Annotated in this window: 11 protein-coding genes; 10 read left to right on the top strand and 1 reads right to left on the bottom strand. The window is 36.6% G+C overall.

Annotated elements, in window-relative coordinates; all coding sequences use genetic code 11:
- Positions 1-4: 4 nt before the first annotated feature.
- Positions 5-1,687, top strand: coding sequence for an acetolactate synthase AlsS (gene alsS, locus EGX96_RS00340; protein ID WP_000140346.1), 1,683 nt, complete (start codon positions 5-7; stop codon positions 1,685-1,687).
- A 13-nt stretch (positions 1,688-1,700) separates the two neighbouring features.
- Positions 1,701-2,420: an acetolactate decarboxylase gene (gene budA / locus EGX96_RS00335; RefSeq protein ID WP_000005482.1), complete on the top strand. Its 720-nt coding sequence runs from the start codon at positions 1,701-1,703 to the stop codon at positions 2,418-2,420.
- A 53-nt stretch (positions 2,421-2,473) separates the two neighbouring features.
- On the opposite strand, the gene EGX96_RS00330 is transcribed toward budA, so the two are convergent.
- Positions 2,474-4,129, bottom strand: a complete 1,656-nt coding sequence (locus tag EGX96_RS00330; RefSeq protein ID WP_000006720.1) for an Rqc2 family fibronectin-binding protein — start codon at positions 4,127-4,129, stop codon at positions 2,474-2,476.
- 357 nt (positions 4,130-4,486) lie between these two features.
- Between EGX96_RS00330 and trpX the strand changes: the two genes are divergently transcribed.
- The 8 genes from trpX (at position 4,487) to EGX96_RS00290 (ending at position 12,908) form a co-directional block, all read left to right on the top strand.
- Positions 4,487-5,491, top strand: coding sequence for a tryptophan ABC transporter substrate-binding protein (trpX, locus tag EGX96_RS00325; RefSeq protein WP_000790854.1), 1,005 nt, complete (start codon positions 4,487-4,489; stop codon positions 5,489-5,491).
- Between the two features lie 12 nt (positions 5,492-5,503).
- Positions 5,504-6,367, top strand: a complete 864-nt coding sequence (locus EGX96_RS00320; protein ID WP_123957802.1) for an ABC transporter permease — start codon at positions 5,504-5,506, stop codon at positions 6,365-6,367.
- Positions 6,367-7,128, top strand: coding sequence for an ABC transporter ATP-binding protein (locus tag EGX96_RS00315; RefSeq protein ID WP_000245079.1), 762 nt, complete (start codon positions 6,367-6,369; stop codon positions 7,126-7,128). Before EGX96_RS00320 ends, EGX96_RS00315 begins: the two co-directional genes overlap by 1 nt.
- A 296-nt stretch (positions 7,129-7,424) precedes the next feature.
- On the top strand, positions 7,425-9,086 hold the full coding sequence (locus EGX96_RS00310; protein ID WP_001280070.1) for a ribonuclease J: 1,662 nt from the start codon (positions 7,425-7,427) through the stop codon (positions 9,084-9,086).
- A gap of 56 nt (positions 9,087-9,142) precedes the next feature.
- Positions 9,143-9,931 carry an alpha/beta hydrolase gene (locus EGX96_RS00305; protein ID WP_000863783.1) on the top strand — a complete coding sequence of 263 codons (789 nt, stop codon included), beginning with the start codon at positions 9,143-9,145 and terminating at the stop codon, positions 9,929-9,931.
- Positions 9,932-10,020: 89 nt separating this feature from the next.
- Complete coding sequence (locus EGX96_RS00300) at positions 10,021-10,731, top strand: matrixin family metalloprotease (protein ID WP_001259488.1); 711 nt, start codon at positions 10,021-10,023, stop codon at positions 10,729-10,731.
- Positions 10,732-10,968: 237 nt separating this feature from the next.
- Positions 10,969-11,640, top strand: coding sequence for a ribose-5-phosphate isomerase RpiA (gene rpiA, locus EGX96_RS00295; RefSeq protein WP_000343883.1), 672 nt, complete (start codon positions 10,969-10,971; stop codon positions 11,638-11,640).
- 56 nt (positions 11,641-11,696) lie between these two features.
- Positions 11,697-12,908 (top strand): phosphopentomutase, encoded by a 1,212-nt coding sequence (locus tag EGX96_RS00290; RefSeq protein ID WP_000077187.1) that lies wholly within the window; start codon positions 11,697-11,699, stop codon positions 12,906-12,908.
- Positions 12,909-12,950 lie beyond the last annotated feature (42 nt).

Below are 12,950 nucleotides of genomic sequence, written 5' to 3'. Positions count from 1 at the left end.
TAAAATGACAGAATCACATAATCAATATGGGGCTGACTTAATTGTCGATAGCCTCATTAATCATGATGTCAAATATGTTTTTGGTATCCCAGGAGCTAAGATTGACCGCGTATTTGACACTCTAGAAGATAAAGGTCCAGAGTTAATTGTTGCTCGTCATGAGCAGAACGCGACTTTTATGGCTCAGGCTGTCGGGCGTATTACGGGAGAACCAGGAGTTGTTATTGCAACTAGTGGACCTGGGATCTCGAACTTGGCAACAGGGTTAGTTACTGCGACAGATGAAGGTGATGCTGTTCTTGCAATTGGTGGACAGGTTAAGCGAGGAGATTTATTGAAACGTGCTCATCAATCAATGAATAACGTTGCTATGCTAGAACCTATTACAAAATATTCTGCTGAGGTTCATGACCCTAATACTTTGTCAGAAACTGTTGCAAACGCCTATCGTCTTGCTAAATCTGGTAAACCAGGAGCAAGTTTTATCTCTATTCCTCAAGACGTTACAGACAGTCCAGTCTCAGTAAAAGCAATCAAACCTCTTAGTGCACCTAAATTGGGTTCGGCATCTGTTTTAGATATTAATTATTTAGCGCAAGCTATTAACAATGCTGTTTTACCGGTACTGTTATTAGGAAATGGCGCATCTTCAGAGGGAGTAACTGCTGCCGTACGTCGACTTCTTGATGCTGTTAAACTACCAGTAGTAGAAACTTTCCAAGGTGCGGGTATTGTGTCACGTGAGCTCGAGGATGAAACATTCTTTGGTCGTGTAGGCCTCTTCCGTAATCAACCTGGAGATATGCTTTTGAAGCGTGCAGACCTAGTTATTGCTATCGGGTATGACCCTATTGAATATGAAGCGCGTAACTGGAATGCTGAAATTTCTGCTCGTATTATTGTTATTGACGTTGAACAAGCAGAAATTGATACGTATTTCCAACCCGAGCGAGAACTGATTGGAGACATGGCACATACACTTTATTTACTTTTACCAGCTATTAAAGGATATGAATTGCCTGAAGGTTCAAAAGAGTATTTGAAAGGGCTTCGTAATAACATTGAAAATGTTAGCGATGTTAAATTTGATCGTGACTCAGCTCATGGACTTGTTCATCCTCTTGATCTCATTGATGTACTCCAAGAAAATACCACCGATGATATGACTGTTACAGTTGATGTGGGGAGTCATTATATTTGGATGGCTCGCTACTTTAAATCATATGAAGCGCGTCACTTGCTCTTCTCAAACGGAATGCAAACATTAGGAGTTGCTCTACCTTGGGCAATTTCTGCGGCTCTTTTGCGTCCCAACACAAAAGTTATTTCAGTTTCTGGTGATGGTGGCTTCTTATTCTCAGCTCAAGAGTTAGAAACTGCAGTTCGTCTTCATCTACCAATTGTTCACATTATTTGGAACGATGGAAAATATAACATGGTTGAATTCCAGGAAGAAATGAAGTATGGGCGTTCTTCAGGTGTTGACTTTGGACCAGTTGATTTTGTAAAATACGCTGAAAGTTTCGGTGCTAAAGGTTACCGTGTAGACAGCAAAGACAGTTTTGAAGAAACACTCAAACAAGCTCTAATCGATGCTGAAAATGGACCAGTGTTGATTGATGTGCCTATCGACTATAAAGATAACGTGACACTAGGTGAAACAATCTTACCTGACGAGTTCTACTAAGACGAGGTCTAATATGTCAGAAACAGTTAAATTATTTCAATACAGCACCTTGAGTTCACTGATGGCAGGATTGTACAAAGGCAGTCTAACTATCGGAGAATTATTAACTCACGGTGACTTAGGAATCGGTACTGTTCATATGATTGATGGTGAATTGATTGTATTGGATGGGAAAGCTTATCAAGCTATTGGTACAGATGGTAAAGCAGAGATTATCCAATTATCAGATGATGTGACAGTACCCTATGCAGCGGTTTTACCACACTATATCCAAAAACAATTTGATATCAATGCTGAGACAGATAATAAGGATTTGGAAGAGATGATTCTAAAAAACTTTGAAGGTCAAAATCTCTTTAAGTCTTTAAAAATCAAAGGAACGTTTTCAAGAATGCACGTTCGTATGATTCCAAAATCTCTACAACATAAACGTTTTGCAGATATTGCATCTAATCAGCCAGAATTTACCAGAGAGAATGTATCTGGTACGTTGGTTGGGATTTGGACGCCGGAATTATTTCATGGTGTGGGGGTAAAAGGGTTCCATGTCCACTTTATTTCAGACGATTTAACTTTCGGTGGGCATGTTATGGATTACTCGCTCACACAAGGAAAAGTTGAAATTGGGAAGGTTGACCAACTTGACCAATGTTTCCCAACTCAAGATCAAGAATTTTTGGAAGCTAACTTTGACCTACAAAAGCTTAGAGAAGATATTGATTTAAGTGAATAAGAATACCTATAAATAATTAATAACACTAAAAATAGACAGGGATATGTCCCAGTCTATTTTTTTAGTTTAAGGCTATCTATTTTTCCTTGTGTGGGAGTGACTCGTAAGGTTTTTTGACCAGTGTAAGTTACAAAACCTGGCTTAGTACCACTTGGTTTATTGAGTTTTTTTGCTTCAATCATGTCTACTTGAACAAGATTGGAGAGACGAGCTTTAGAGTAATAAGCAGCTAACTCGGCGGCATCTGTCTTAACCTCGTCACTTGGATTGAGGTTATCCCGAATTAACACATGACTTCCGGGGATATCCTTGGCATGAAACCACAACTCCCCTTTACGAGCCATTTTAAATGTTAACTCGTCATTTTGGAGATTATTACGTCCCACCATAATAATAGTCTTGCCATCGGATGCTAAATATTGTTCAGGTTTTTTGCGCTTATGTTGTTTATCATGTGCGCGTCGCTTAATAAATCCAGTTTCAACAAGTTCTTCACGAATATCATTGATATCTTCCATAGAAGCATGATTTAGCGATGTTTCAACAGATTCAAGGTAGGTGATTGTATTTTCCGTATCTGAAATAATTCCTTTTAAATGTTTTACAGCTTCTTTTAATTTTTGATATTTTTTAAAGTAGCGTTGGGCATTTTGGTTGGGTGTTAAAGCTCGATCAAGTGAAATCTCAATGGTTTGGTTGGTGTAATAATTATCAAGCACAACGACATCTTGATTATTTGGTACCATAGAGAGATAGGTAGTTAGAAGCTCTCCTTTTTGGCGAAACTCCTCTGCATTTTCAGTAGCTAGAAGTTCGTCTTGTTGCTTAGCTAGTTTTTTGATATTTTTCTCTAACTCACTTTGAACACGGTGGATGAGGTCACTAGCTTGCTGTGCTATGCGATCTTTTTCAGCCTTCTCTTGGTAGTAATAATCTAACAATTGTCCAAGAGACTGAAATGTTTCGTGACTGCTTGAGAATTGGACAGCGGAAAAGGATTTTTCTGTTAGGCTGGGATAATATTCTCTCGAAAAGAATTGACGAAAATCGTTAAGTTTATTGTCTTTCAAACAGTGAGATAATTCTAGCGCAGTATCGCGTCCTAAACCTTGGAAGAGCTGTTGGAGGTTTTTAGGGCTTAGATCATTGGTTTGAAGCAGCTCAAATAGAGTTTGATCAGAAATATCAAAAGGATTGATTGCTTTTGTTTTGGGTGGGGCAATGTAAGTCGAACCAGGAAGGATAGTACGATAGGAGTTTTGTGAGAAACCAACATGCTTAATTGATTCAATAATTTTATGTTCATTTTTATCAATCAAGATAATGTTACTGTGTTTTCCCATGATTTCAACAACAAGTGTTGCTTTAATGTGATCACCGATTTCGTTTTTATTAGACACGATGATTTCTAATATACGGTCATTTTCAATTTGTTGAATGGTTTCAATCACTGCACCTTGCAAATACTTTCTCATGATCATTGTAAAAGTATTTGGATTTTGAGGATTTTGGAAATTTGCTTCGGTAGTTTGGATACGTCCAAATACAGGGTGAGCAGATAGGAGTAGTTTATAGTTGCGACGATTATTGCGTATTGTTAATACCAATTCATGGTCAAAAGGTTGGTTAACTTTTTGGATACGTCCTTTTTCAATCTGTTCTTGTAATTCATTTGTGAGGTGATGTAAAAAAAATCCATCAAAAGACATGGCGTCCCCCTTATTCTAAAAATTATAGTTTATTTATTATACCATAGGCTGAGCTAAAAATATTTTTTATAACGCAAAAGGCTTGCAATTTTCAGAATATAGTATATAATTATAGAAAAATTCATGAGAAAGGATGACTAGTAAATGACTAAAACATTATTTACCAATTGGCAAAACTGGCGTAGATAAAGTTGTGTTTATGGGTGCATAGATACGACTTTTTGGAGTACTTCAAAAAAGTATCTATGCGCTGGTCTAGTCTAACAATAGAGAGCGCAAGGTAAGTTATTTATCAGGCGCTTTTTCTTTTGCGCTAAACTCCAGAAAGTCAGAGTATTATTAAAGTGAGGAGAAAATATGAAAAATAAAGGACTGATAGCTACGCTAATTCTATTGACCATATTAGTGGTTGGGGAATTATTTTATAACAAATCAGAAAAACATCTTAATTTATCAGAAAAGCAAGTTGTTAAAATTGGTATTTTACAGTATGTACCCCATGATGCTTTGGATGCTATTGAAAAGGGAGTTGAAGATGGTCTAGCTCAAGAAGGATATAAAGGGAAAAAAGTTAAATTAACCGTTTTAAACGCCGAAGCTGATCAAAGTAAAATTCAAGCGATGAGTAAACAATTAGTTAATCATCACAATGATATTTTGATTGGAATTGCGACACCATCAGCACAAGGTTTAGCAGCTTCGACTAAGGATACTCCTATAATCATGGGAGCTGTTTCTGATCCTTTAGGGGCCAAGTTAGTAACGAATATGAAGAAACCAACAACTAATGTTACAGGATTATCAAACGTTGTTCCGACCAAGCAAACTGTGCAATTAATCAAGGATATAACTCCCAATGTTAAACGTATAGGAATTCTTTATGCTAGTAGCGAAGATAATTCTGTGTCACAAGTAACTGAGTTTACAAAATATGCTCAAAAAGCAGGACTAGAAGTTCTTAAATATTCTGTACCATCTACAAATGAAATTAAGACAAGTATGTCAGTCATGACCAAAAAAGTAGACGCTGTCTTTGTTCCACAAGATAATACTATTGCGAGTGCTTTTAGAACAGTTATCGTAGCAGCAAACCAAGCTAATATACCTGTGTATTCCAGTGTTGATACTATGGTTGAACAAGGAAGTATAGCATCAGTAGCGCAGAGTCAATATGGCTTAGGGTTAGAAACTGCAAAACAGGCCATTAAAGTCCTAAGAGGGAAGCCGGTTAAAGATGTACCAGTCAAAGTTATTGATACAGGGAAGCCAAGCCTCAATTTGAAAGCAGCCAAACACTTAGGAATTAAAATTCCTAAGAAGATTATGAAACAGGCAGAAATTACCGTTAAGGTTGACGATTAGAAAGAGGGTTTTATGATTATTTCATCAGTTTCACAAGGTTTATTATGGGGAATATTAGGATTAGGGATATACTTAACCTTTAGAATCTTAAAATTTCCAGACATGACAACAGAGGGCTCCTTCCCTCTAGGGGGAGCGGTTTGTGTTACCTTAATGAATCAGGGGGTTAATCCTATTTTGGCGACGATTCTAGGCATGCTATCAGGGATGTTAGCGGGATTTGTTACTGGTTTACTTTATACTAAAGGAAAGATACCGACGGTTTTAGCAGGAATTTTAGTAATGACCTCATGCCACTCCATTATGCTAATGGTTATGAAAAGAGCAAATCTAGGTTTAAATGAGATTCAAACATTGAAAGATTTTCTTCCGTTTTCAAATGATTTAAATCTTCTCGTATTAGGTTTGATAGCTATTCTCTTGGTGATTTCTGCCTTAATTTATTTTCTCTATACACGCTTGGGGCAAGCTTATATTGCAACAGGAGACAACCCTGATATGGCAAAGAGCTTCGGCATTGATACCGACAAAATGGAAATGCTTGGCTTAATTGTATCAAATGGCTTAATTGCTTTATCAGGAGCTTTAGTAAGTCAACAAGATGGATATGCTGATGTATCAAAAGGTATAGGTGTTATTGTTATTGGGTTAGCTAGTATTATTATTGGAGAGGTACTTTACTCTACTGGTTTAACTCTCTTTGAACGTTTAATTGCTATAGTGGTGGGTTCTATTCTTTATCAATTTTTAATAACGGCAGTAATCGCCTTAGGATTTAATACGAATTACCTAAAATTATTTAGTGCAATAGTGCTTGGAATTTGTTTAATGGTTCCTGTCCTAAAAACGAAGATTTTGAAAGGAGTACGCTTATAATGGTGATGAAAATCATAGAGTTAAAAGAAGCAACCGTACAAGTCAGTAATGGTTTAGCAGAAATGAAAACGATATTAGACCATGTTAATTTGAGTATTTATGAACATGACTTCATTACAATATTGGGTGGAAATGGAGCTGGAAAATCAACGCTTTTTAATGTAATTGCAGGTACCTTGATGTTAAGCGGTGGAAATATTTACATCATGGGACAAGATGTTACTAATTTACCAGCAGAAAAACGAGCTAAATATTTATCACGGGTATTTCAAGATCCGAAAATGGGAACAGCACCTAGGATGACAGTTGCTGAAAATTTATTAGTTGCTAAATTTCGAGGTGAAAAGAGACCGTTAGTTCCTAGAAAGATTACTAACTATACCGAAGAATTTCAAAAATTGATTGCTAGAACTGGTAATGGACTTGATCGCCATTTAGAGACACCTACAGGTTTATTATCAGGTGGACAAAGACAAGCACTTAGTTTATTAATGGCAACTTTGAAAAAACCAAATCTGTTATTATTGGACGAACACACAGCAGCGCTTGATCCTAGAACAAGTGTTTCGCTTATGGGCTTGACTGATGAGTTTATCAAACAAGATTCGTTGACTGCCTTAATGATTACACATCATATGGAAGATGCTCTCAAATATGGAAATCGTATATTAGTAATGAAAGATGGCAAGATTGTCAGAGATTTAAATCAGGCACAAAAAAACAAGATGGCTATAGCTGACTATTATCAATTATTTGATTAAAAAGAAGTGAAATGGGAGTGTTTCACTTCTTTTTCTATACACTTTGCAAGAAATTATTTTCAAAATATGATATACTAATAATGCTGTAAATCGACTTGTAGAGACAAGGACCGTAAGTACAAATGGAATGAAAGTAAGGACACACTCTTTAATTCATATTCCTATTATTGATTAATAAGGTTTTTCTTCAAACCCAAGAAAAGTTACCGATAAATCAATTACTAATGATAATAATTGGACAATTTCTTGTCTGCTTTATAAAAAAGAATTAACAAAATTTAAGGAGAAAACTCATTATGAGCGACATAAAAATCATGGCTCTTGGAGGTGTTCGTGAAAACGGAAAAAACCTATATGTAGTAGAAGTCAATGATTCTATCTTTGTTTTGGATGCTGGACTCAAATATCCTGAAAATGAACAACTGGGTGTTGATGTTGTTATTCCAAATCTTGATTACTTAATTGAAAATAAAAAACGTGTTCAGGGGATTTTCTTAACCCATGGACATGCGGATGCTATTGGTGCATTGCCTTATATTATCGCCGAAGTCAAAGCACCTGTGTTTGGTTCACCTCTCACAATTGAATTAGCTAAGTTATTCGTTAAAAATAGTACAGCAGTCAAGAAATTCAATAATTTCCATGTGATTGATAGTGAAACGGAAATTGAATTTCAAGATGCGGTGATTTCGTTCTTTAAAACGACTCATTCAATTCCAGAGTCAATGGGAATCGTTATTGGGACAAAAGAGGGAAATATCGTTTACACAGGTGACTTTAAATTTGATCAAGCTGCAAGGAAATATTACCAAACAGATCTGGCACGTTTAGCTGAAATTGGTCGTGATGGTGTTTTAGCACTTTTATCAGATTCTGCAAATGCTACAAGCAATGACCAAGTTGCTAGCGAATATGAGGTCGGTGATGAAATTAAGAGCGTTATTGAAGACGCAGAAGGTAGAGTCATCGTAGCAGCAGTTGCAAGTAATCTCATTCGTATTCAACAAGTCTTTGATGCAGCGGCAGAAAACGGTCGTCGAGTAGTTTTGACTGGTTTTGATATTGAAAATATTGTTCGTACGGCCATTCGTATGAAACGCATTCATATTGCTGATGAAAATATGATTATCAAACCTAAAGATATGACACGTTACGAAGATAACGAATTATTAATCCTTGAAACTGGACGTATGGGAGAGCCGATAAATGGTCTCCAAAAAATGGCAATCGGACGTCATCGTTATGTTCAAATTAAAGATGGTGATTTAGTATTTATCGTAACAACACCAAGTATTGCAAAAGAGGCAGTTGTAGCGCGTGTTGAAAATCTGATTTATAAAGCTGGTGGCTCAGTTAAATTGATAACACAGAATTTGCGCGTATCAGGTCATGCAAATGGTCGCGAATTACAATTATTAATGAATCTATTGAAACCTAAATACCTTTTCCCAATTCAAGGAGAGTATAGGGATTTGTCAGCACATGCGGGCTTAGCTCAAGAGGTAGGAATGTCAGCAGATGATATTTATATTGTGAAGCGTGGTGACATCATGGTTCTTGAAAAAGATGGCTTCTTCCATAGTGGATTTGTTCCTGCTGGAGATGTTATGATTGATGGAAATGCTATTGGTGACGTTGGTAATATTGTACTTCGTGACCGCAAGGTATTATCTGAAGATGGAATTTTTATTGTTGTTATAACTGTCAGCAAAAAAGAAAAGAAAATCATTTCTAAAGCTCGTGTTAATACGCGTGGTTTTGTGTATGTGAAAAAAAGCAGAGATATTTTGCGTGAGAGCGCAGAATTAGTTAATACAACGGTAGAAGATTACTTAAGCAAAGATACATTTGACTGGGGTGAACTTAAAGGGAAAGTGCGTGATGAGGTCAGCAAGTTCTTATTTGACCAAACGAAACGTCGCCCAGCAATCCTTCCTGTGGTTATGGAAGTTCGTTGATAGTGTTAAGAGGTTACCAAATTTTGGTAGCCTTTCTTGCTAGAATGGAGGTTTTTATGGCATTTTTTAATATTGAATATCACTCTAAGGTACTAGGAACGGAACGTCAAGTCAATGTTATTTACCCAGATGCTTTTGAGATATCTGATGATAAAATTGATGATTGTGACATTCCTGTTTTGTATCTTCTCCATGGAATGGGGGGAAATGAGAATTCTTGGCAAAAACGCACAAATATAGAGCGTCTTTTACGTCATACTAATCTTATCGTCGTGATGCCATCAACAGACTTAGCATGGTATACCAACACAAAGTATGGGTTGGATTATTTTGATGCAATAGCTATCGAGTTACCAAAAGTTTTGAAACGTTTCTTTCCTAATATGTCTGATAAGAGAGAGAAAAATTTCATTGCTGGATTATCTATGGGGGGATATGGAGCATATAAAATAGCTCTACTGACTAATCGTTTTTCTCATGCTGCCTCTTTGTCAGGTGCACTTTCTTTTGACTTTGATTTATTATTCAATAATGGCAACGATAACATTAACTATTGGTCGGGAATTTTTGGTGATTTGAATAACACTGATAACATAGAGCGTCATTCACTAAGGCGTTACGTTGAGTCTTTTGATATGAAAACTAAATTTTATGCATGGTGTGGTTATGAAGATTTTCTTTTTGAAGCTAATGAAGTCGCAATTGATGAACTTCGTCAATTAGGTTTAACTATTGACTATTTCAATGATCATGGTAAACATGAATGGTATTACTGGAATCAGCAATTAGAAAAAGTCTTAGAATGGCTCCCTATTGATTATGTCAAAGAAGAGCGCCTTTCGTAGTATTAGCTAAATCGTTGAAATCCAAGTAAAGTCTTGTTATACTAAATCATTAAGTTTTGGGAAATTAGACACAGAAGGTGAGATAAAAAATGAGAACACTATTTAGAATGATATTTGCTATTCCAAAGTTTATCTTTAGATTGATTTGGAATATCATTTGGGGAATATTCAAGACAGTTCTTGTTATTGCGATTATTTTATTTGGCTTGTATTACTATGCGAATCACAGTCAATCAGAATTTGCTAATCAACTTAGTGACATTATTCAGACAGGAAAAACATTTTTAAATTTTGCTGACACTAATCAGCTCAAAAATTCCTTTACTAATCTAGCTACGGATAGTGTTCATCATTCAGAAAATACCAGATGGGATAAAAATCAGGCAACTATCTATATAGCAACTAGAGATTCTGAGTTGGTCTCTGCTTACAAGCAAGCAATCTCCAATTGGAATGCAACAGGTGCTTTTGTGTTACAAACAACAGACAATCCTAATGCTGATATTATTGCTAAGGATTACTCAGATGCTAAAACACAAGCTGCGGGTGTAGCTGAAACCGAGAAAAATGCTTTAACTAATCGTATTTCAAAGGTAACAGTTAAATTAAACACATTTTACCTTAAGAATAAACAGTTTGGTTATGACCATACTAGGATTGTTAATACAGCCGAACATGAATTAGGACACGCTTTAGGTCTAGGACATAATGATCAACAACATTCCGTTATGCAGTCAAAAGGTTCGCATTATGGCATTCAAGAAGTTGATATTCAAACGCTAAAAAACTTATATGCATAAAAAGATGAGCTAAGAAACTCATCTTTTTTGTTTGAACACTTATTTTAGGTGATATAAGTGCGTTAGCAATAGATTATTAAAAATAAAGAATTTGACTATCGCTACTAACTAAAATGCATAAAGAACAAAGAAAATGTTTTCAAAAATCACTTAAAAAATGGTATAATGTGTCTTGAGATAGTGTTTTGAATAGACTTATCAAAAATATTAGATAACATTAACTTAAAAGGGGAAAATATGGACGAACTAAAAAAACTTGCTGGAGTGACCGCTGCAAAATACGTTAAAAACGGTATGATTGTAGGTTTAGGGACAGGTTCTACAGCATATTTTTTTGTTGAAGAAATTGGACGCCGTGTCAAAGAAGAGGGATTGCAAGTCGTAGGCGTTACAACGTCAAACCGTACGACTGAGCAGGCAAGAGGATTAGGTATTCCGTTGAAATCAGCAGATGATATTGATGTCATTGATGTCACTGTGGATGGAGCAGATGAAGTAGACCCTGATTTTAATGGTATCAAGGGTGGCGGTGGTGCGCTGCTCATGGAAAAAATAGTAGCTACTCCAACTAAAGAATATATCTGGGTTGTCGATGAGAGCAAACTTGTTGAAACGTTAGGTGCATTTAAATTGCCTGTTGAGGTTGTTAGATATGGTTCTGAGCGTCTTTTTCGGGTTTTTAAATCAAAAGGTTATTGTCCTTCTTTCCGTGAAACAGAAGGTGACCGCTTTATCACTGATATGGGGAACTACATTATCGACCTAGATTTGAAAAAAATAGAGGATCCAAAGCAGTTAGCGAATGAACTTGACCATACAGTTGGTGTTGTTGAACATGGTTTATTTAATAGTATGGTTAATAAAGTTATAGTAGCAGGCAAAAACGGTCTTGACATACTTGAAAAATAATTATTTAAATAATCGGTTTTAGGAGCTAACCGTAACCTCCTTAGAAAGAAGATATAATGTCACAATTTGATCGCATTCACTTAGTTGTCTTAGATTCAGTGGGTATTGGAGCGGCACCAGATGCCAATGATTTTGTCAATGCAGGAGTTCCTGATGGTGCTTCAGACACGCTTGGCCACATTTCAAAAACAGTTGGACTTGCGGTGCCAAACATGGCTAAAATTGGACTTGGTAATATTCCTCGTCCCCAAGCGCTTAAAACCGTTCCTGCAGAAGAAAATCCAAGTGGCTACGCGACGAAGTTACAAGAAGTATCACTTGGTAAAGATACAATGACAGGGCATTGGGAGATTATGGGCTTAAATATTACAGAGCCATTTGATACTTTCTGGAATGGTTTTCCAGAAGATATTATCACAAAGATTGAGGATTTTTCAGGACGTAAAGTTATTCGTGAAGCGAATAAACCTTATTCAGGAACAGCTGTTATTGATGACTTCGGACCACGCCAAATGGAAACTGGTGAGCTCATCATCTATACCTCAGCTGATCCAGTCCTACAAATTGCAGCTCATGAGGATATCATTCCTCTAGAAGAACTCTACCGTATTTGTGAATATGCTCGTAGTATCACAATGGAGCGTCCAGCTCTCCTTGGTCGTATTATCGCTCGTCCATATGTAGGTGAACCAGGCAACTTTACGCGTACAGCCAACCGTCACGACTATGCAGTGTCACCATTTGAAGATACCGTATTAAATAAACTAGATCAAGCTGGCATCGATACTTATGCTGTTGGTAAAATCAATGATATTTTCAATGGTTCAGGCATTAATCATGATATGGGACATAACAAATCAAATAGTCATGGTATTGATACTTTGATAAAAACAATGGGGTTATCAGAGTTTGAAAAAGGCTTCTCCTTTACTAATTTGGTTGACTTTGATGCTCTCTATGGTCACCGTCGTGATCCTCATGGTTATCGTGATTGTCTTCATGAGTTTGATGAGCGTCTTCCAGAGATCATTTCAGCAATGCGTGACAAAGACTTACTTTTGATCACTGCCGATCATGGTAATGACCCAACTTATGCAGGCACAGACCATACAAGAGAATACATTCCTCTCTTAGCCTATAGCCCATCCTTCACAGGAAACGGACTTATCCCAGTAGGGCATTTCGCAGATATTTCAGCAACAGTTGCGGATAACTTTGGTGTTGATACTGCGATGATTGGAGAGAGCTTCTTGCAGGACTTGGTATAAATTTTTATTTCCTTAAGACACTTGTAGCATTAAAAATTGAGA

The sequence above is a fragment of the Streptococcus sp. FDAARGOS_520 genome (assembly GCF_003812685.1).
In the GTDB taxonomy this organism is placed as follows: Bacteria; Bacillota; Bacilli; order Lactobacillales; family Streptococcaceae; genus Streptococcus; species Streptococcus agalactiae.
This window is presented reverse-complemented; position numbering and strand designations above follow the sequence as displayed.

Bases quoted from the DNA above. Each gene is read 5' to 3' on its own strand.
- EGX96_RS00310 (WP_001280070.1), top strand. From the start codon at position 7,425: ATGAGCGACATAAAAATCATGGCTCTTGGAGGTGTTCGTGAAAACGGA.
- budA (WP_000005482.1), top strand. From the start codon at position 1,701: ATGTCAGAAACAGTTAAATTATTTCAATACAGCACCTTGAGTTCACTG.
- EGX96_RS00330 (WP_000006720.1), bottom strand. From the start codon at position 4,129: ATGTCTTTTGATGGATTTTTTTTACATCACCTCACAAATGAATTACAA.
- EGX96_RS00315 (WP_000245079.1), top strand. From the start codon at position 6,367: ATGGTGATGAAAATCATAGAGTTAAAAGAAGCAACCGTACAAGTCAGT.
- trpX (WP_000790854.1), top strand. From the start codon at position 4,487: ATGAAAAATAAAGGACTGATAGCTACGCTAATTCTATTGACCATATTA.
- alsS (WP_000140346.1), top strand. From the start codon at position 5: ATGACAGAATCACATAATCAATATGGGGCTGACTTAATTGTCGATAGC.
- EGX96_RS00320 (WP_123957802.1), top strand. From the start codon at position 5,504: ATGATTATTTCATCAGTTTCACAAGGTTTATTATGGGGAATATTAGGA.
- rpiA (WP_000343883.1), top strand. From the start codon at position 10,969: ATGGACGAACTAAAAAAACTTGCTGGAGTGACCGCTGCAAAATACGTT.
- EGX96_RS00300 (WP_001259488.1), top strand. From the start codon at position 10,021: ATGAGAACACTATTTAGAATGATATTTGCTATTCCAAAGTTTATCTTT.
- EGX96_RS00290 (WP_000077187.1), top strand. From the start codon at position 11,697: ATGTCACAATTTGATCGCATTCACTTAGTTGTCTTAGATTCAGTGGGT.
- EGX96_RS00305 (WP_000863783.1), top strand. From the start codon at position 9,143: ATGGCATTTTTTAATATTGAATATCACTCTAAGGTACTAGGAACGGAA.